General features: G+C 71.6%; 13 protein-coding genes, 1 pseudogene and 1 riboswitch. Of the genes and pseudogenes, 4 read left to right on the forward strand and 10 right to left on the reverse strand.

Annotation, left to right across the window (positions count from 1 at the left end; genetic code table 11):
* Nucleotides 1–38 precede the first annotated feature (38 nt).
* A complete protein-coding gene (locus AB0959_RS47410) occupies nucleotides 39–866 on the reverse strand; it encodes a sulfurtransferase (protein ID WP_366833158.1) in 828 nt (275 codons plus the stop codon).
* Nucleotides 867–1,203: 337 nt separating this feature from the next.
* Here AB0959_RS47410 and AB0959_RS47415 point away from each other — a divergent pair, with 337 nt between their 5' ends.
* On the forward strand, nucleotides 1,204–1,998 hold the full coding sequence (locus AB0959_RS47415; RefSeq protein ID WP_366833159.1) for a VOC family protein: 795 nt from the start codon (nucleotides 1,204–1,206) through the stop codon (nucleotides 1,996–1,998).
* Nucleotides 1,999–2,048: 50 nt separating this feature from the next.
* Here AB0959_RS47415 and AB0959_RS47420 read toward each other — a convergent pair whose 3' ends face one another.
* From AB0959_RS47420 to AB0959_RS47435, 4 genes are all read right to left on the reverse strand, one after another.
* Complete coding sequence (locus tag AB0959_RS47420) at nucleotides 2,049–2,693, reverse strand: thymidine kinase (RefSeq protein ID WP_366833160.1); 645 nt, start codon at nucleotides 2,691–2,693, stop codon at nucleotides 2,049–2,051.
* A gap of 79 nt (nucleotides 2,694–2,772) precedes the next feature.
* The gene (locus AB0959_RS47425; RefSeq protein ID WP_366833161.1) at nucleotides 2,773–4,014 is read right to left on the reverse strand and encodes a nucleotide pyrophosphatase/phosphodiesterase family protein; all 1,242 of its coding nucleotides are present in this window, start codon (nucleotides 4,012–4,014) and stop codon (nucleotides 2,773–2,775) included.
* Complete coding sequence (locus tag AB0959_RS47430; protein ID WP_366833162.1) at nucleotides 4,014–4,601, reverse strand: DUF5998 family protein; 588 nt, start codon at nucleotides 4,599–4,601, stop codon at nucleotides 4,014–4,016. Before AB0959_RS47430 ends, AB0959_RS47425 begins: the two co-directional genes overlap by 1 nt.
* Before the next feature lie 86 nt (nucleotides 4,602–4,687).
* Complete coding sequence (locus AB0959_RS47435) at nucleotides 4,688–7,489, reverse strand: GNAT family N-acetyltransferase (protein WP_366833163.1); 2,802 nt, start codon at nucleotides 7,487–7,489, stop codon at nucleotides 4,688–4,690.
* 239 nt (nucleotides 7,490–7,728) lie between these two features.
* Between AB0959_RS47435 and AB0959_RS47440 the strand changes: the two genes are divergently transcribed.
* Complete coding sequence (locus tag AB0959_RS47440; RefSeq protein WP_028802270.1) at nucleotides 7,729–8,010, forward strand: HPr family phosphocarrier protein; 282 nt, start codon at nucleotides 7,729–7,731, stop codon at nucleotides 8,008–8,010.
* A gap of 146 nt (nucleotides 8,011–8,156) precedes the next feature.
* Here the strand turns inward: AB0959_RS47440 and AB0959_RS47445 are convergent.
* The 4 genes and pseudogenes from AB0959_RS47445 to AB0959_RS47460 all read right to left on the reverse strand — a co-directional run bounded on the left by AB0959_RS47445 (nucleotide 8,157) and on the right by AB0959_RS47460 (nucleotide 13,087).
* Nucleotides 8,157–8,872, reverse strand: a pseudogene (locus AB0959_RS47445) (GntR family transcriptional regulator).
* Between the two features lie 237 nt (nucleotides 8,873–9,109).
* Nucleotides 9,110–9,880 (reverse strand): M23 family metallopeptidase, encoded by a 771-nt coding sequence (locus AB0959_RS47450; protein ID WP_366833164.1) that lies wholly within the window; start codon nucleotides 9,878–9,880, stop codon nucleotides 9,110–9,112.
* A gap of 12 nt (nucleotides 9,881–9,892) precedes the next feature.
* A riboswitch (cyclic di-AMP (ydaO/yuaA leader) is annotated at nucleotides 9,893–10,058 on the reverse strand.
* 267 nt (nucleotides 10,059–10,325) lie between these two features.
* The gene (locus AB0959_RS47455) at nucleotides 10,326–11,714 is read right to left on the reverse strand and encodes a pitrilysin family protein (RefSeq protein WP_366833165.1); all 1,389 of its coding nucleotides are present in this window, start codon (nucleotides 11,712–11,714) and stop codon (nucleotides 10,326–10,328) included.
* On the reverse strand, nucleotides 11,711–13,087 hold the full coding sequence (locus tag AB0959_RS47460) for a pitrilysin family protein (protein WP_366833180.1): 1,377 nt from the start codon (nucleotides 13,085–13,087) through the stop codon (nucleotides 11,711–11,713). The genes AB0959_RS47455 and AB0959_RS47460 overlap by 4 nt, the downstream gene beginning before the upstream one ends.
* Before the next feature lie 890 nt (nucleotides 13,088–13,977).
* Between AB0959_RS47460 and AB0959_RS47465 the strand changes: the two genes are divergently transcribed.
* Nucleotides 13,978–16,428, forward strand: coding sequence for a DNA topoisomerase IV subunit A (locus tag AB0959_RS47465; RefSeq protein ID WP_366833166.1), 2,451 nt, complete (start codon nucleotides 13,978–13,980; stop codon nucleotides 16,426–16,428).
* Here AB0959_RS47465 and AB0959_RS47470 read toward each other — a convergent pair.
* Complete coding sequence (locus AB0959_RS47470; RefSeq protein ID WP_366833167.1) at nucleotides 16,425–17,567, reverse strand: CobW family GTP-binding protein; 1,143 nt, start codon at nucleotides 17,565–17,567, stop codon at nucleotides 16,425–16,427. The genes AB0959_RS47465 and AB0959_RS47470 overlap by 4 nt on opposite strands.
* A 428-nt stretch (nucleotides 17,568–17,995) precedes the next feature.
* Here AB0959_RS47470 and AB0959_RS47475 point away from each other — a divergent pair, with 428 nt between their 5' ends.
* On the forward strand, nucleotides 17,996–18,547 hold the full coding sequence (locus tag AB0959_RS47475; protein ID WP_366833168.1) for a DUF6082 family protein: 552 nt from the start codon (nucleotides 17,996–17,998) through the stop codon (nucleotides 18,545–18,547).
* The last annotated feature ends 56 nt before the right edge of the window (nucleotides 18,548–18,603 follow it).

An 18,603-nucleotide genomic window follows, 5' to 3' on the forward strand; every position in this document is an offset into this window, starting at 1 on the left:
AGTGGGCGCCGACGGACGTCACCGGACGCTCCCGCACGTCACTGGGGGTCCGCACCCGTCGCCACCGGACGGTTGCCGTCGTGGCTCCACTCCGACCACGAGCCGACGTACAGGGCGGCCGGGATGCCCGCGACGGCCAGCGCGAGGACCTCGTGGGCGCCGGAGACGCCCGACCCGCAGTAGACACCGACCTCGGAGGCACCTGAGGTGCCCAGGGCCTTGAAGCGGTCGGCGAGTTCGGCGGCGGGCACGAAGCGACCGGATTCGGCCACATTTTCCGTGGTGGGTGCCGAGACCGCGCCCGGGATGTGTCCGGCGACCGGATCGATGGGCTCGACGTCACCGCGGTACCGCTCGGCCGCCCGCGCGTCGAGGAGCAGCCCTGTACGGGCGAGCGCGGCGGCACCGTCGGCGTCCAGCAGCGGCAGGGCGCCCGGAGCCGGTGTGAAGGTTCCCCTAACGGGCTCCGTGACCCGATCCGTCAACGGGCCGTCCCAGGCCGCCAGCCCGCCATCGAGGACGCGTACCGACGGGTGTCCCGTGAAGCGCAACAGCCACCACGCGCGGGCCGCCGCCCAGCCGAGTCCGCCGTCGTACACGACGACGTCCCGGTCCGCCGAGACCCCGGCCTCCCGCATCGTCGCGCCGAAGACCTCCGTGTCGGGCAGCGGATGCCGCCCGCTTGCACCCGCGGGACCTGCGAGTTCGGAGTCCAGGTCGACGAAGACGGCGCCCGGGATGTGGGCCCTGTCGTACTCGGGCCGCAGGTTCGGACCACCCAGCTGCCAGCGGACGTCGAGGAGGACCGGCGGGGTCGGGCCCGCGAGCTCACTCGTGAGTTCGGCTGGGGAAATGATGGCGTTCATGCACCCCATCCTCGCGCACGGGGTGGCCGCATCGCCCGGGTCCGGCTACTCTCCTCCGCCGAACGGACCCGATCACGAGGCGTACGGGATCGGGCACATGCTGTACATCCACAGGACACCACACGGCAATGGCACGTAAACGGACGGGAAGCGGTAATTCGGGCATCCTTCCCCGCAGTTCCGTGCGATTCGCCGCATCACGGCGGCGCGGCTGGGCCGTTCGGTGCACGGGTGGTGCGAGCATCAGCACGGGACGTGCACGCGCGTGAACGCGGTACGCACGTACGGTGAGCGGCCGTGACACGGTCGCCGCGAGGGGCCGAGGAGAGAGTGAGTGATGACCGAGGCGCGGGGTTCGGCCGGCCTGAGCGGGCAGGCGTACCCGCCCGGCACACCATGCTGGGTGAGTCTGATGGTGCACGGGTTGACCGCCACCCAGGACTTCTACGGGGCTCTGTTCGGCTGGGAGTTCCGGCCGGGCCCACGGCAACTGGGCCCGTACGTAAGGGCTCTGCTCGACGGACACGACGTGGCGGGGATCGGTGAGCTGCCACCCGACCGCCATCTGCCCATCGCGTGGACGCCCTACCTCGCCTCGACCGACGTGGACCTGACCGCCGAGATGGTGCGGCACTGCGGCGGCACGGTCGGCGTGGGCCCTCTGGACGCCGCCGACGCGGGCCGCCTGGCCGTCGCCTCGGACCCCTCGGGCGCCGTCTTCGGGATCTGGCAGGCCGCGGTCCATCCCGGCACCACCGTCACGGGGGTTCCCGGCACGCCCGCCTGGAACGAACTCTTCACCCGCGACACGGTCGGCGTCGCCAAGTTCTACGAGAGCGTCTTCGGCTACGAGGAGGAACCACTCGCCTCCGGCGACGCCGACTACGTGACCCTGCGTGTCGAGGGCCGGCCGGTCGCCGGCATCCACGGCGTCGGCAGGGCACTCCCCCGCGACCGGGGGGCCCATTGGCTGACCTCCTTCGAGGTCGCCGACACCGACGAGGCGGTCGTCCGCGTCACCGACCTCGGGGGGCATCTCCTCAGACCCGCCCGGGACACACCGCACGGCCGTGTGGCCACGGTCGTGGACCCGGAAGGCGCGGTGTTCTCCATGGTCCACACGGACCGCTGAGCGGTGGCCTGGCCGGGTCGCCGAGGGGAGGCGGATCGATTCGCCGGAGGTCAGGCCGTCTCGACCGGGAGCACGTCCGGTGACAACGCGCTCGCACGCGCCGCCACCGCCGTCATACGACGGCGGTGGTGGCGGCGGCAGAGGACCTCGTAGCCGATGTCCGGCTGGTTGACGTCACCGACGACGACCTGGGCGCCCTCGACGACCATGTGGCCGCCAATGGTGCGGGCGTTGTGGGTTGCGCGGGCGCCGCACCAGCACAGGGCCTCGACCTGGAGGACCTCCACCCGGTCGGCGAGCTCCACGAGGCGCTGGGAGCCGGGGAAGAGCTTGGAGCGGAAGTCCGTGGTGATGCCGAAGGCGTAGACGTCGATGTCCAGGTCGTCCACCACTCGTGCCAGCTGGTCGATCTGCTCGGGCGCGAGGAACTGCGCCTCGTCCGCGATCACGTAGTCCGCGCGGCGGCCCTGGGAGAGGTGGTCGACGAGGTGGACGTACAGGTCCTGGCCGTCCGCGACCTCCACCGCGTCCGTGACCAGGCCGAGCCGCGACGACAGCTTGCCCTCGCCGGCGCGGTCGTCCCTGGTGAAGATCATGCCCGTCAGGCCGCGTGCCGAGCGGTTGTGCTCGATCTGGAGAGCCAGCGTCGACTTCCCGCAGTCCATCGTTCCGGAGAAGAACACCAGCTCGGGCATGGGGAGTTGAGGACCTTTCAGATGGGTTCGGGGCGTGTGTGTGCGCGGGGCGGAGGTGCCGGGCGGAGCACGGCGGGATTCAGGTGCGTACTTCCAGGAGCGGGACCAGCTGCTCCACGGGCATCATCGAACCGTGGTTGCCGACCATCGCGGACTCCTTCGGTTCCCGCTCGGACGCGATGATCAGGACGTCGTCGCGGGCCGCCGCCACGACGTCACCGATGCGGGAGTACACCCGCTCGTCCACCGCGGGACCGAACCAGCCCGCGGCGATGGCCTCGTCGCGGGACGCCACCCAGAACTGCTCGCCCAGCACCTCGCGCCAGCAGGTCAGGACGTCCGCCTGGGCACCCGGCACCGCGTACACGTGGCGGGCGCGCCCCTCGCCGCCCAACAGGGCGACCCCGGCGCGCAGTTCCCAGTCCTCGTCGAAGTCGATGCGGTGCTGCTCGTCGAACGGGATGTCGATCATGCCGTGGTCGGCGGTGACGTACAGGGTGGTACGCGGCGGCAGTTGCTCCGCCAGGCGCTGGACCAGCCGGTCGACGTACATCAACTGCCCGCGCCAGGCGTCGGAGTCGATGCCGAAGCGGTGGCCCTTGCCGTCCACCTCGGCGTAGTACGTGTACACCAGGGAGCGGTCTCCGGCGGCCAGTTGCTCGGCGGCCAGGTCCATGCGCTCCTCGCCGGAGAGCCGGCCGTGGAACGTGCCGCCGCTCAGCGCCACCTGGGTGAGCGGCGTGGTCTGGAAGGTCGGGGAGGAGACCTGGGCGGTGTGGACGCCCGCCTCGGCGGCCAGCTGGAAGATCGTGGGGTACGGCTGCCAGGTGCGCGGGGCGGTCCAGGGGATCCAGCGGAGCTGGTTCATCAGCTCGTCGGTCTCCGGGTTGCGCACCGTGTAGCCGGGCAGTCCGTGTGCGCCCGGGGGCAGGCCCGTTCCGACGGAGGTCAGGGAGGTCGCGGTGGTGGCCGGGTAGCCCGCGGTGATCGCGCGGCCGGTGCCGCCCCGTGACGACGCGAGCAGCGAGGTCATGAAGGGGGCCTCGTCCGGGTGCTCCTTCAGCTGCTGCCAGCCCAGCCCGTCGATCAGGAAGACACAGTTCCGGTCGGCCGCGGTCAGTTCCGTTATGGCGGCGGTCGTGCCGGGGACCTCCATTCCTGCCGCGAGGGTCGGCAGGAGGTCGGCCAGCGAGCCGGTGCCATACTCGGGCACGGGGGCCGAGCTCACGGCGAGGGCGTCCGGCTGGTCCCAGTGCGGAGCGGACGGGGCGGGCACCGAGCGCCCTGAGTCCGGGGCGGCGGGCGGGGAGGCGTGGGACATCAGCGGGCGGTGTCCGCGGTCGCCTCGGAGAGGGACTGCGCGAAGGCGAGGGCCTGGCGCACCGTCTCCGGGCCGTCCCCGGCCTCGCTGACGCGCAGGCTGAGGTCGTCCGCCGTCGAGTTGCCCGTGTAGCCGTGGTCCGCCTCGCAGTTGGGGTCGCCGCAGGCCGCGGGCTCCAGGTCGATGCGGGAGACGGCGCCCCAGCCGATGGTCAGGACGACCTCGCGGGGCAGGGTGCCCGGCGCGTACGACTCCGGGTTGGCGACCACCCGGCTGACGACGACCGACGAGATCCGGCCGAGCTTCACGGACTCGGTGGACGTCGTGGCGTACGGCGTCGGCGACGTGCTGTCCGCGGCCTGCTCGTCCGTGTGGCTCACGATGAAGCGGTTGCCGGTGAGGACGAGCACGGTCACATGCCGGCGCACCTCGTTGGCGTCGAACGTCGTCTCCTGATGGACCAGGTACGACCGGATGGGGTCGCCCCCGACGGCGGCCTCCACCGCCTCCGCCACGAGGGCCGGGTAGTAGCCGCTGCGCTCGATCGCCGCACGCAGCCCCTGGGTCGAAGTACTGGTCTTGGCCATGACGTCCATCCTACGGGGGCGCACTGACTGCGAGGGACCGCTCTGCCGGGACTGTCGTGGACTGTCGCGGGACGGGCGGGGACGGATCAGTACACCGGAAGCGTCCGGGGGCCGAGGTCGTCGCGGGCGGGCGGGCGCGCGAGCCGCACGGTGGCGCCGAGGACGCTCAGGCCGCGCGGGGCGACGACGACCGGCTCCAGGGAGACCGCGACGACCTCCGGATGGTCGTCGACCAGCCGGGACACGCGCAGGAGGAGCTCTTCGAGGGCGCCGACGTCGGCAGGCGCCGAGCCCCGCCAGCCGAACAGGAGGGGTGCCGTCCGGATCGACCGGACCAGTGAGGCCGCGTCCCGGTCGGTGACCGGGATCAGCCGGTGCGCGGTGTCACCGAGCAGCTGCGAAGCGGCCCCGGCGAGCCCGAAGGAGACGACCGCTCCGGCGGCCGGGTCGATGACGGCCCGTACGACCGTGTCGACGCCGCGTGGCGCCATGCCCTGCACGACGGGCCGCAGCTCCTCGGGCCTGCCGAAGAGACCGGTCAACTCGGCGTACGCCCGGCGCAGTTGTTCCTCGTCGGTCAGGTCCAGCCGGACGCCGCCGAGGTCGGCGCGGTGACGCAGGTGCGGTGCGGTGGCCTTCAGGGCCACGGGGTAGCCGACGGCGCGCGCCGCCGCCGCGGCCTCGTCGGGTGTGGGCGCGGGCCGGGCCTCGCGCACCGCGATGCCGTACCGGGCGAGGAGCTCGCACGTCTGGTCGGAGCCGAGTGTGAGCCCCTCCCCGCGCGAGAGGAGCGTGTCGATCTGGTCGGCGGCGCCCTTCTCGTCGATGTCCTCGTACTCGGGCACCTTCCCGGGGTCCGCGGCGTCACGGCGCCACTGGGCGTACCTCACGGCTTCGGCGAGGGCCCGGACGGCACGCTCGGCGGCGGGGTAGGCGGGGATGAGGTGGGCGTCCTCCGGGGGTCGGACCTCGTCCACGCGCGCGCGTGCCGGCCGCTCATCGGACGGCGGTACCGCGTGGGGTGCCGTGCTGGTGGCCCGGGAGAGGGCGTCCGCGAGTCCGCCCAGCTCCACGTGGACCACGAGGACCGGTTTGGCCGGGGCGGCGGCCGCCGCGGAGCGGAGCGCCTCGGCCAGGGCCTCGTCGGCGGCGGTCGTCTCGCCCACCGCCGGTATGGCCGTGACGACCACGGCATCGCAGGTGTCGTCCGTGAGCGCCCGCGCCAGGGCCGCGTGGAAGTCCTCCGCCGAGGCCCCGGTCGTGAGGTCCAGCGGGGGCAGGGGGCTGAGCCCCTCGGCGAGACAGGCGTCGTACGTCAGCAGGCCCAGCGACTCCGAGTTCCCGAGGATCGCCACGCGGGGGCCGGTGGGCAGGGGCTGGCGGGCCAGCAGCAGGCCCGTGTCGACGAGCTCGGTGATCGTGTCCACGCGGATCACACCGGCCTGTCGCAGCAGGTCGGACACGGTGGCGTGCGGCAGCCGCGTGGCCCGGACGGCGTGCCCCTGGGGGGCGGCTCCGCCGTGGCGCGCGCCCTGGACCACGACCAGCGGTTTGGCCGCGGCCGTGCGGCGCGCGAGGCGCGTGAACTTGCGCGGGTTGCCGATGGACTCGAGATACATGAGGGCGACGTCGGTGTCCGGGTCGTCGAACCAGTACTGGAGCACGTCGTTGCCGGAGACGTCCGCGCGGTTGCCCGACGACACGAAGGTGGACACGCCCGTGACGCCGGTGACCCCTCCCCCGCGCCGGTGCAGCCGGGACAGCAGGGCGATCCCGATGGCGCCGGACTGGGCGAACAGGCCGATGCGTCCGGGGCGCGGCATCTCGGGGGCGAGGGAGGCGTTGAGCCTGATGTCGGGCGAGGTGTTGATGATCCCGAAGGCGTTGGGTCCGATGATGCGCATGCCGTACGTCCGGGCCTGGCGCACCAGTGCGCGCTGGCGCTCGCGCCCCGCGGGGCCGCTCTCGGCGTACCCGGCGGAGACGACCACGAGGCCCTGCACGCCGTGCTCGCCGCACTCGGCGACGACCTCGGGGACGTGCTCGGCGGCGACGGCGACGACCGCGAGGTCGACGGGCTCGGCGATCTCGCGGATGGAGCGGTACGCCGGGACGTGGTCGAGCTCCTTCTCCTGTACGGCCCTGTTCACCGCGTACAGGCTGCCGGTGAAGCCCGCGTCCCTGAGGTTGGCCAGCAGGCCGCGGCCCACGCCGCCGGGGCTGCGTCCCGCGCCGATGACGGCGACGGAGCCGGGGGTGAGCAGCCGCCGCACGGACCGGGCCTCGGCGCGCTGCTCCCGCGCGCGCTGGACGGCGAGGGAGCGGTCGGTGGGCTCCAGATCGAACTCCAGGCGGACCACGCCGTCTTCGAAGCTGCGCTGCTGCTGGTACCCGGCGTCGGTGAACACCTTGATCATCTTGCTGTTGGCGGGCAGCACCTCGGCGGCGAAGCGGCGGATGTCGCGTTCCCGGGCGACGGCCGCGATGTGTTCGAGGAGGGCGGAGGCGACGCCCCGCCCCTGGTGGGCGTCCTGGACGAGGAAGGCGACCTCGGCCTCGTCGGCCGGGGAGGAGGCGGGCATGCCCTCGGCATCGATCCGGTCGTAGCGTACGGTGGCGATGAACTCGCCGCCGACCGTGGCCGCGAGTCCCACCCGGTCCACAAAGTCGTGGTGCGTGAAGCGGTGGACGTCCTTGGCGGACAGGCGAGGATACGGCGCGAAGAAGCGGTAGTACTTCGACTCGTCGGAGACCTGCTCGTAGAAGCTGACCAGGCGCTCGGCGTCATCAACGGTGATGGGCCTGATGCGCGCGGTGCCGCCGTCGCGCAGCACCACGTCGGCCTCCCAGTGGGCGGGGTACTCGTGCCGGTCCGACGAGGTCTGCATGGGCCCCAGAGTACGGCTCGCGTACGACAACGACGCGGGGCGGTCCCGCGCACGAAAGCGGCGCGGGCGGTCTCGCGTACGGCAACGGCGCGGGGCACTCTGGGACACGACAACCGGATCGCGGTCAGGCCGTGGGCCCGATCCGGACCCGCTTCACAGATTCTGGGACACTGGTCTAGACAACCCGGTCTAGACCAGTGAGACTCGATACATCTGACACACCTGAAGGGCAGCAACACATGGCTGAGCGCCGCGTCAACGTCGGCTGGGCCGAGGGCCTCCACGCCCGCCCCGCTTCCATCTTCGTCCGGGCCGCCACGGCCTCCGGTATCCCCGTGACGATCGCCAAGGCCGACGGCAACCCCGTCAACGCGGCCTCCATGCTGGCGGTGCTGGGCCTCGGCGCCCAGGGCGGCGAGGAGATCGTGCTCGCCTCCGACGCCGAGGGCGCGGACGCCGCGCTCGACCGGCTGGCGAAGCTGGTCGCCGAGGGACTCGAGGAACTTCCCGAGACCGTCTGAGTAACGCGGTAAACCTTCCGGAAGGTAACCCGCGCACACTTCGAAGGGCTCGTCCGAATTATCGGGCGGGCCCTTCTTATTTCCTCTTCACGGGCAGCAGAAATAATCCCCCGCGAATTCCACCTTCTTTGTATACGGCTCTCGTGTTAATGCCGCAGGCTCGCGATGTTTACGGGATGTTGCGAAGTCCTCACACACTCCGAGCCGTCGGCCTGGCCGGGAAACGGTCGGCCTGACCGGGAAATCGCAGCCGGTGCGCGGCGGTCGCGTGTTCGGTGTGCAGGGCCGTGATCGTCCGGGCCCGCTCGCTGTCACCACGCGCGACGGCGTCCACGATGCCGCCGTGCTCGGCCCAGGACTCGACGGGGCTGGAGGGCGCCTCCACCGCGTACATCCAGGCGATCTTGTGGCGCAGCTGGGCGAGCGTCGAGGTCAGCGCGGGGCTGCCGGAGGCCTGGGCGAGCGTCTCGTGGAACCAGCCGCCGAGTGAGCGCAGGTCGTCGCTGCTGCCCCGCCTGGCCCGCTCCTGCCCCAGCCTGACCAGGCCGCGCAGCACCTTCAGGTGGGCCTCGGTACGCCGCTGGGCGGCGCGCGCGGCGCCCAGCGGCTCCAGCAGCATGCGCATCTCCAGCAGGTCGGCGGCCTCCTGCTCGGTCGGCTCCGCGACGCACGCGCCCGCGTGCCGGCGGGTGACCACGAAGCCCTCGGCCTCCAGCGTGCGCAGCGCCTCACGCACGGGGACGCGGCTGACGCCGTACCGGCGGGCGAGGAGTTCCTCGGTGAGCCGGCCGCCGCGCTCGTAGACACCCGCGACGATGTCATCACGGATCGCCGTGCATACCGAGTGTGCCGGAATACGCATGACCCGACCTCCGCCTTAATCCCCGTGAAACGCCTTTGATTGACGTGTGTTCGAGCGACTCTATTGCAGTCGGCCGGAATTTCCGATGCCGGGCCGGAATCCAGGGATATTTTTTGGACAGGAGGTGCGTCACGACAGGAGGTACGTCACGACGGAGGAGGCGTCACGACGACGAAAGCCCCGGCTCGGTGAGCCGGGGCCTCGTGTGACCGTTGTCCGTTGTGCCGTCGCCGTGGGTCAGACGTTCACGCCGTGCGAGCGCAGGTACGCGACGGGGTCGATGTCCGAGCCGTACTCGGGCGACGTGCGGGCCTCGAAGTGCAGGTGCGGGCCCGTGACGTTGCCGGTCGCCCCGGACAGGCCGATCTGCTGGCCGGGGGTGACCGTCTGGCCGACGGAGACACCGATGGACGACAGGTGGCCGTACTGCGTGTACGTGCCGTCGTGCATCTTGATGACGATGTTGTTCCCGTAGGAGCCGCCCCAGCCCGCCTCGACGACGGTGCCGGAGCCGACCGCGTGGACGGCCGTGCCGGAGGATGCGTGGAAGTCGATGCCGGTGTGGCTGCCGGAGGACCAGACGGCTCCGCCGGACTTGTAGCCGGTCGAGACGTACGAGTTGCTGACCGGGGCGACGAAGGTGTTGAGGCGCTTGCGCTCGGCTTCGCGGGCGGCGCGCTCCTTGGCCTCGCGCTCCTTCTTCGCCGCCTCCTCCGCGCGCTGCTTCGCGAGGGCCTCGGCCTTCTTCTGCGCGGCGGCCTCCTGGGCGGCCTGCTGCTGGGCGGCGGCCTGGGCGTCGATCTGCTCGGCCACCGTGTCGCCGATCTCGATCGCCTGGGTGAAGCCGGTCTGTTCGACGGAGTTGTCGGCGGCGAACGCCGGGGCGGACGCGGACAGGGCGCCGAAGACGCCGGTGGTGGTGAGCGCGGCGGCGCCGACGGCCTTCGTGGTCGCGCGCTTCATGCGACTGGGACGACGGTGCTTCCCGGTGGCGCAGGTGTACGCCATGAAGTGGCTGGTCCTTTCCTTCCCTCTCGCCTACCGGGTTAGCTGACGGGTTCGGAGCAAGGAAGGTCTCCTACGGGCCCCCTCCACCTGGTGAAGGGCATCCGATTCACCCCAGGGACTGCGGTGGGTCCCCGGCTCCCCTGGCTCGCGCCGTACGGGGACTCGGCGATGGCTGTCCGGTGCCGCGGGTGCGGCGTAGTGCTGACGAACAGCCGGACCGACGCTAAGTGGGCCCTCTTTGAAATCACAAACGGATCACGGGATTTGTAGCGCATGCCACAGGGCAGACACACAACCTCTCCCGCAATACGGACATCCGGGGGCCCTGGTGACGCTTTCGTCACCAGGGCCCCCGGATGCGGGCGGGCTCCACTCGGTCCGTGTGGCGGTCCGTGAGCCGGCTCGTGGTCGGCCCGTGAATCGGCTCGGGTCGCCCGTCGGCGCTCTACTCGGCGCGTACGACGGAGACTTCGCCGATTCCGAGGGCCCTGACGGGCTCCTCGATCTGCGCCGCGTCGCCGACGAGGACGGTCACCAGGCGGTCCACCGGGAAGGCGTTCACCACGGCCGCGGTGGCCTCCACGGTGCCGGTCGCGGCGAGCTGCCGGTACAGCGTCGCCTGGTAGTCGTCCGGCAGGTGCTGCTCGACCTGGTCGGCGAGGGTGCTCGCGACGGCGGCGGCCGTCTCGTACTTGAGGGGGGCGACCCCGACGAGGTTCTGCACGGCGACGTCGCGCTCGTCGTCCCTCAGGCCCTCGGCGGCGAGGGTCCGCAGCACGGTCCACAGGTCGTCCAGAGCCGGGCCCGTGTTCGGCGTGTCGACGGAGCCGCTGATGGCGAGCATCGCGGCACCCGAGCCGTCGGGCGCCGAGCGCAGCACCTGCCCGAACGCCCGCACACCGTAGGTGTAGCCCTTCTCCTCGCGCAGGACGCGGTCAAGGCGGGAGGTGAGGGTGCCGCCCAGGCAGTAGGTGCCGAGCACCTGGGCCGGCCACACGCGGTCGTGCCGGTCGGCGCCGACGCGGCCGATGAGCAACTGCGTCTGGACGGCGCCGGGACGGTCCACGATGACGACGCGGCCCGTGTCGTCCGCGGTCACCGGAGGCACGGGGCGCGGCTCGGCGGACGAGCCGGTCCAGGCGCCCAGTGTGTCGCCGAGCAGCGTGTCCAGGTCGACGCCGGTGAGGTCTCCGACGACGACCACGGTGGCCGTGGCGGGGCGGACGTGCTTCTCGTAGAAGGCGCGCACGGCAGCCGAGTCGATGCCCTCGACCGTCTCCTCGGTGCCCTGGCGCGGGCGCGACATGCGCGAGGTCGCCGGGAAGAGCTCCTTGGAGAGCTCCTTGGCGGCACGGCGGCCCGGGTTGGCGGTCTCGTGAGGGATCTCGTCGAGCCGGTTGCGCACCAGTCGCTCGACCTCGCTGTCGTCGAACGCGGGGGCCCTCAGGGCGTCGGCGAGCAGACCGAGCCCCTTGGGGAGCCGCGATACGGGAACTTCGAGGCTGAGCCGTACGCCGGGGTGGTCGGCGTGCGCGTCGAGGGTGGCGCCGCAGCGCTCCAGCTCGGCGGCGAACTCCTCGGCGGAGTGCTTGTCGGTGCCTTCGGAGAAGGCCCGGGCCATGATCGTGGCGACGCCGTCGAGGCCCGCGGGCTCGGCCTCCAGGGGCGCGTCGAGGAGCACCTCGACGGCGACGACCTGCTGGCCGGGGCGGTGGCAGCGCAGCACGGTCAGGCCGTTGTCGAGCGTGCCGCGCTCGGGGGCCGGGAACGCCCAGGGCCTTGCGTCGCCGGACTGGGGCTGGGGATGGAAGTCCATGGTCGCGAGCTCGGTCACTTGGCCGACTCCTCGTTCTCGTCGGTCACCGCGGCTTCGGCGGTCTCGGCGGCGATCTCGGCGTCCCCGCCCTCGGCGGTGATCGGCTCGTAGACGAGCACCGCGCGGTTGTCGGGCCGCAGCCGTGCCTGGGCGACCGCCTGGACCTCCTCCGCGCTCACGTCGAGCACGCGCTGGACGGCGGTCAGGGCGAGCTGCGGGTCGCCGAACAGGACGGCGTACCGGCACAGTTCGTCGGCGCGGCCCGCGACCGTGCCGAGCCGGTCCAGCCACTCGCGCTCCAACTGGGCCTGGGCGCGCTCCATTTCCTCGGCCGTCGGGCCCTCGGCGGCGAACCGGGCGAGCTCCTCGTCGACGGCGGCCTCGATGACGGGGACCTCGACGTCACCGGAGGTCTTCACGTCGAGCCAGCCGAGGGAGGGCGCCCCGGCCAGCCGAAGCAGGCCGAACCCGGCGGCGACGGCCGTGCGGTCGCGCCGTACGAGCCGGTTGTAGAGGCGGGACGACTCGCCGCCGCCGAGGACCGTGAGCGCCAGGTCGGCCGCGTCGGCCTCGCGCGTGCCGTCCTCCGGGAGCCGGTAGGCGGCCATCAACGCGCGCGCGGGGACCTCTTCCTCCACGACCTCGCGCAGCTGCTCGCCGATGGTCTGAGGCAGGGAGCCGTCGCGCGGGGCGGGCTTGCCGTCGTGCCCGGGGATGGACCCGAAGTACTTCTCCACCCAGGCGAGCGTCTGCTCCGGGGCGATGTCGCCGACCACGGAGAGCACGGCGTTGTTGGGCGCGTAGTAGGTGCGGAAGAACGCGCGCGCGTCCTCCAGCGTGGCCGCGTCCAGGTCGGCCATCGAACCGATGGGGGTGTGGTGGTAGGGGTGACCGTCCGGGTAGGCGAGGGCGGTCAGCTTCTCGAAGGCGGTGCCGTAGGGGACGTTGTCGTAGCGCTGGCGGCGCTCGTTCTTGACGACGTCCCGCTGGTTCTCCATGGACTCGTCGTCCAGCGCCACCAGCAGCGAGCCCATGCGGTCGGCCTCCAGCCAGAGGGCGAGCTCCAGCTCGTGGGCGGGCATGGTCTCGAAGTAGTTGGTGCGCTCGAAGCTCGTCGTGCCGTTCAGCGAGCCGCCCGCGCCCTGGACCTTCTCGAAGTGGCCGTTGCCCTTCACCTGGCCCGAACCCTGGAACATCAGGTGCTCGAAGAGGTGGGCGAGGCCGGTGCGGCCCTTGACCTCGTGACGGGAGCCGACGTCGTACCAGAGGCACACCGCCGCGACCGGGGTCAGGTGGTCCTCGGAGAGCACCACCCGCAGACCGTTGGCCAGGCGGTGCTCGGTCGCTGTCAGGCCCCCGGAGCCTGCCTCGGCTGTGGCCGTGTGACCCATGGGCATGTACGTCCCTTCAATCGCGGAATCTGTCGTGGAAGCTGTCATGGAAAACCGCGTATGTCCTGCCGGTCCTGCCACTGTATGCAAGCGTGCGGACGGCTGGCGAAGTTCCCGGTTCCCGTCCGCTCAGAGCGAGACTCCCGGACGGCGGAGGGGGACGCGCGCAGGCCCGTGGGCGGGGTGGCGCACGAGGCGGCCGCGCGCCGCGGAGAGACATGGGTCCGTGGCCGTCGCGCGTCCACCGCGGGGACGGCTCGGGGACCCACGGCACGCCGGTCGGCCCGGGCCCGGGGCTGCCGCCGCCGACGCAGGCCCGGGCCCGGGGCTGCCGCCGCCGACGCAGGCCCGGGCCCGGGGCTGCCGCCGCCGACGCCGGGAACAGCGGGGAGACCGCCTCCCGCCAGGACCCGGCGCCCTTCCTCCGAGCAGGCCGGCAGCCCGGGACGGGCGTGTATCCGGGCTCGTCAGAGGCGTGCGGCAGTCCGGATACGCGGCCGCGAGCCCTCGGCCACGGACTCCTCCCCGCGCCGGGGTGCGGGGTCACGGCCGGTACCCGCCCTGCGCGCGGACACAACGGCATGGGCGGGCGCGGGCAGGGCGCACGCGGGCAGGGGGAGCGGGCACGGCGCCATGTTGACGCGGTCGCCCGGCGATGCCCCCGCCTGCCGTGCCGGTGTGCCTCTTTCGGCCATGTCTCCCGACCCTGTCGCCCTCGCGTTTCCCCGACTCGCACATGGGCGCCCGGGGTGTCCCGGCGCCCTGCGGAGGGGCCGGAGGCAGGCCCGTGCGAAGGGGCGTGGTCCGGGTTGTCAGTGGGTCGGGCCACAATGGACCGCGTCAGATCCCGATTCATGCCCCGGCAAGACTGTGAAGGAGCCGCAGCAGCGATGGCCCGCCGCAGCACGAAGACTCCGCCCGACGACGCGTACGAGGAGAAGATCCTCGACATCGACGTCGTCGACGAGATGCAGGGCTCCTTCCTGGAGTACGCGTACTCGGTCATCTACTCCCGAGCCCTGCCGGACGCCCGCGACGGCCTCAAGCCGGTGCACCGCCGGATCGTCTACCAGATGAACGAGATGGGCCTGCGCCCCGACCGCGGCTACGTGAAGTGCGCCCGCGTCGTCGGCGAGGTCATGGGTAAGTTGCACCCGCACGGCGACGCGTCGATCTACGACGCCCTGGTGCGCCTGGCGCAGCCCTTCTCCATGCGCGTGCCGCTGGTCGACGGCCACGGCAACTTCGGCTCGCTGGGCAACGACGACCCGCCGGCCGCCATGCGGTACACCGAGTGCCGTATGGCCGACGCCACCAGCCTGATGACCGAGTCCATCGACGAGAACACGGTGGACTTCGCGCCCAACTACGACGGCCAGGAGCAGGAGCCGATCGCGCTCCCCGCCGCGTTCCCGAACCTGCTGGTGAACGGCGCGTCGGGCATCGCCGTCGGCATGGCCACGAACATGCCGCCGCACAACCTGGGCGAGGTCGTCGCGGCGGCCCGCCACCTGATCCGCCACCCGAACGCCGACCTCGACACGTTGATGAAGCTCGTGCCGGGCCCCGACCTCCCCACAGGCGGCAGGATCGTCGGCCTCTCCGGGATCAGGGACGCGTACGAGACGGGCCGCGGCACGTTCAAGATCCGCGCCACGGTGTCCGTGGAGAGCGTGACGCCACGCCGCAAGGGCCTGGTCGTCACCGAGCTGCCCTTCACCGTCGGCCCGGAGAAGGTGATCGCCAAGATCAAGGACCTGGTCGGCTCTAAGAAGCTGCAGGGCATCGCCGACGTCAAGGACCTCACCGACCGCCAGCACGGGCTGCGCCTGGTCATCGAGATCAAGAACGGCTTCGTGCCGGAGGCGGTTCTGGAGCAGCTCTACAAGCTGACGCCGATGGAGGAGAGCTTCGGCATCAACAACGTGGCGCTGGTCGACGGCCAGCCACTCACGCTGGGCCTGAAGGAGCTCCTGGAGGTCTACCTCGACCACCGCTTCACCGTCGTACGGCGTCGCTCCGAGTTCCGCCGCGGCAAGAAGCGCGACCGTCTGCACCTGGTCGAGGGCCTGCTCACGGCGCTGGTGGACATCGACGAGGTCATCCGTCTGATCCGCTCCAGCGACAACTCGGCGGAGGCGAAGCAGCGCCTGATGGAGCGCTTCTCGCTGAGCGAGATCCAGACGCAGTACATCCTCGACACGCCCCTGCGCCGCCTCACCAGGTTCGACCGCATCGAGCTGGAGTCGGAGCGGGACAGGCTGAAGGCGGAGATCGAGGAACTGACCCGCATCCTGGACTCGGACGCGGAGCTGCGCAAGCTGGTGTCGGGCGAACTGGCCTCGGTGGCCAAGAAGTTCGGCACCCCCCGTCGCACAACGCTCCTCGAGGCCTCCGGCGCGCCCGCGGCCACGGTCTCGCTGCAGGTGGAGGACGCGCCGTGCCGCGTCATGCTCTCCTCGACGGGCCTGCTGGCGCGCACGGCGAACGGCGAGCCCTTCGCGCAGGAGGAGGACGGGCCGCGGGCCAAGCACGACGTGATCGTCTCCGCCGTCCCGGCGACGGCCCGGGGCGAGGTGGGCGCCGTGACGTCGTCGGGCCGCCTGCTGCGGCTGAACGTCATCGACCTGCCCCAGCTCCCGGAGACGACGTCGCCGAACCTCTCGGGCGGCGCACCGCTGTCGGAGTTCCTCTCCCTGGAGGACGGCGAGACGCTGGTCTGCCTGACGACGCTCGACGAGTCCTCGCCGGGCCTGGCGCTCGGCACCGAGCAGGGTGTCGTCAAGCGTGTGGTCCCCGACTACCCGTCCAACAAGGAGGAGTTGGAGGTCATCACGCTCAAGGAGGGCGACCGGATCGTCGGCGGCGTCGAGCTGCGCACGGGCGAGGAGGACCTGGTCTTCATCACGGACGACGCCCAGCTGCTGCGCTACCAGGCCTCGCAGGTCCGCCCGCAGGGCCGTCCGGCGGGCGGCGTGGCCGGCATCAAGCTCACCGACGGCGCGAAGGTCATCTCGTTCACGGCGGTGGACCCGGCATCGGACGCGATCGTCTTCACCGTGGCGGGCTCGCGCGGCACCCTGGACGACTCGGTCCAGACGACCGCCAAGCTCACCCCCTTCGACCAGTACCCGCGTAAGGGCCGCGCCACGGGCGGTGTGCGCTGCCAGCGGTTCCTGAAGGGTGAGGACTGCCTGTCGCTGGCCTGGGCGGGCGCGGTCCCGGCCCGGGCCGCCCAGAAGAACGGCACACCGGCCGAGCTGCCCGAGCCCGACCCGCGCCGCGACGGTTCGGGTGTGTCACTGCAGAAGACGGTGGCGGTCGTCGCGGGGCCGGTCTAGGCCTCACCGGCCTCGTCGGTCCGCTGGTCGGGGTTCTGCTGGTCGGGGTCCTGTACGTAGCGGAGGACGCCCCACATGCTGTGCTCGTCGGCGTGTGGGGCGTCCTCCTCGCATGCCCGGAGCTCCTTGCCGAGTGCCGTGGTGTCGATGCCGGCCCCGATGAGGACGAGCTGGGTGAGGCGGGGGCCGCCGGGCGTCCAGGGCTCGGGGTAGAAGCGCAGGAACCTCCCTACGGCGTGCACGCCGTACCGGTTCCGCCGGTCGTGGGACCCGAAGTCGACGTACCCCTTGATGCGGTAGAGCCCCTCGGGCCGGCTGTCGAGGAACTCCATCAACCGGCGCGGTCCGAGGGGCACTTCGGAGGTGAAGGAGAGGGACTCGTAGGCGGTGTGCAGGTGGCCGTGGTGACCGCCGTGCCCGTGGTCATCGTGTCCCTGGTCCCCGTCGCCTCCCTCGCCCTCGTCCTGCCGGGAGAGGTCGTCGAAGGACAGCTGCCCGACCCGCTCCTGGCTCGGCCTGCAGTCGAAGAGGAACTCCGGGTCGATACGGCCGTACGTGGCGGGCACGACGGCGGCACGGTCGCTCAGGGTACGAACGCGTTCCAGCACCCGTTCACGGTCGCCGTCCGGGGCCCGGTCGAGCTTGTTGACGACGACGAGGTCGGCGAGCGCGAGGTGCCGGTCGATCTCGGGGTGCTTCTGGCGGGTCGCGTCGAACTCGGCGGCGTCGACGACCTCGACGAGCCCGCCGTACACGATTCGCGGGTTCTCGCTGGCCAGGACCATGCGCACGAGTTCCTGGGGTTCCGCGAGCCCGCTGGCCTCGATGACGATGACGTCGATGCGGGCGGAGGGACTGGTCAGCCGCTCCAGATACAGGTCGAGCTCGCTCGCGTCGACGGCGCAGCACAGACAGCCGTTGCCGAGGGACACGGTGGAGTCGCCGAGCGCCCCGGCCACGGCCATCGCGTCGATCTCGATGGCTCCGAAGTCGTTGACGATGGCCCCGATGCGGCTGCCTCCACTGCGGTGCAGCAGGTGATTGAGCAACGTCGTCTTGCCCGAGCCCAGGAACCCGGCGAGGACGACGACCGGGATCTGCGACCCGCCCCGCACCAGACTCCGCGATCCGTCAGGCACCGGATTCAGCGACCCGTCAAGCACCGGATTCCGTGACCGGCCCGGCTCCGGATTCTGTGACCGCTCCGGCTCCGGGATCCGCCGCAGATCCGAACTCGACGACGTGCCCCACTGGCTGGCCCGGCTCGACTGGCTCAACACGTGCCCTTTCTCCCACCACTGATCCACAATGCCGCCCCAGGATACGAGCGGGTCGAATCCCCCCGAGGTGAACGATTGTTCGCGGCGCTCGCGGGGCACACGTTGGGCATGGCGCCGGTTTACGCGACCCGCACTTCCCTCCGTGCGCCTCCTCTCCGCCTCCCAGCCGATCAGAGCCGCTCGGTGACACTGGGAGACGGCAAGCGCACCGCCCACCACTCGCCGGTCCGTTCCCATCGACTCACCTCGCCGACCGGTGGCTGGTCGCCCGAATCCGGGGGGTTGACATGGCCGCTCGCAAGACACGGCTGCGTAAATTGAGTTCCGCCGCGGCGGGGCTGTGTGTGGCCGCGACCACCCTGGTGATCGCCGCACACCAACGACGACTGGAACTGACGCGGCTCCAGACCAGGCAACTGGAGCTCGCGGAACTCGCCCAGCGCCGCCGCGCGCTGGCGCACCAGCAGCGCATGCACTGGGAGTTGCTGGCGAAGGCGATCGACGACCCCTCGCTGGCCGCCGTGATCGACACCTACGACCAGAGCATTCCCGCGGCGAAACGGCGTCAGTTCCTGTACGCGAACGCCTGGTACACCAGCGTCTTCCACCTCTACAGGTCGGGAATCCTCGACCAGCAGGAGCTGTACGGGCACCTTCGAGAACTGTTCCGGAGCCCGCTCATGTGCGAGTACTGGGAGGCGTCGAAGCACCAGCGCGCATCAATGGAAGGCCAGTCCGAGGAGGCCAGGATCGGGCGCATGGTCGACGGTCTGCTGCACGACCTGGACGAGGCGGACACGGAGGAGTGGTGGGTCGTGGGCAACCCCCCGACCGACTAGCCCAAGGCAACGCGCAACCGGCCACACACGCCAGAGTGATCTTTAGGGAGTCAAGC

The organism is Streptomyces sp. NPDC046862, from assembly GCF_040704615.1.
In the GTDB taxonomy this organism is placed as follows: domain Bacteria; phylum Actinomycetota; class Actinomycetes; order Streptomycetales; family Streptomycetaceae; genus Streptomyces.